The sequence below is a fragment of the Candidatus Obscuribacterales bacterium genome (assembly GCA_036703605.1).
Lineage (GTDB): Bacteria > Cyanobacteriota > Cyanobacteriia > RECH01 > RECH01 > RECH01.
In genome coordinates this window covers 1-1,038 of record DATNRH010001123.1, presented here as the reverse complement: position 1 = coordinate 1,038, position 1,038 = coordinate 1, and the positions used below count along the sequence as shown (strand labels likewise).

Genomic DNA, 1,038 nt, shown 5'->3' with positions numbered 1-1,038 from the left:
GGCCGAGTAGCAAGCTGAACTCGAATGCAGCCAAGGACGAGCTGCTGGCTGACACTCGTCCCAAGTGGATCGCTGATATTCGAGGCAAGCCTTACCCCAGCTAATCCCCAAGATGTCAACGGCTGCAGTCCTGATGATAAGGATTTCGACCCCTCTAATATTCGTATCCCTGAAGCGGGGTTTCAGCAGCTAACCGAGGCCAAAAAGCAGTACTGGAGCATCAAAAGGAAGCACTTTGACAAGATTATCTTCTACCAGCAGGGCGACTTTTTCAACATATTCGAGCATGATGCAGACCTAGGGCATCGCCTGTTTGGACTTCAGTACAATCCCAAGCTTAGGAGTGTTGGCGTCAATCGCTCACATTACGACCGCTGGGCTCAAAAGTTTGTGGCTGCTGGCTACAAGGTAATGCGGATCGAGCAGGCCACTACAGCTGTTACAAATACTGCCAAGGCTGCCAAGAAAAACGCTGGAAAGAAGACTGAAGACAGGCGAGTGGGCCAAGTCCTGACAGCTGGTACGTTGACGGACGACAAGCTGATTAAGGACTACTTGCCCGCCTGGCTTCTCCTCTTCATTGAAGAAGAGAACAAGCAAGCATCCACAGTTGACATTGGGTTTTGCCTGGTCGATGTATCCACGTCGTTGTGGATGCTTGGCCATTTCAACGATGATGAACACCTCTCCAGCTTCGAAACGCTTCTGAGCCAAACTAGACCAAAAGAAATTCTGCACCTCCCTGGAGCAACAAGATCTCGAGCTTGGAAGGTGATCCGTCGCACGCTTGGCAGCGCTGGCTATCAGCGGAGCACGATCCATGAGTATGCCAGTTCTGACTATGCACACGAGTTGCTGTCTAAGAAGTATTCCCAAGAGCGACCTGAGGCATTCGCTGCCTTTAAAGGATCCTCTACCCTTGCAGCCTGGGCCAGTGTGGTCGAGTATTTGGGATCGGCTGGGATTGAACTTCACCGCCTCGAAGGCTCTACGGTCCTCAACTACAACTCCTTACAGGCCGAAGGAATCCTCACCCTC

General features: G+C 51.7%; 1 protein-coding gene. It reads left to right on the top strand.

Annotation, left to right across the window (positions count from 1 at the left end):
- Window positions 1–24: 24 nt before the first annotated feature.
- On the top strand, window positions 25–1,038 hold a 1,014-nt coding region (locus V6D20_23390), incomplete at its 3' end, for a hypothetical protein (protein ID HEY9818723.1).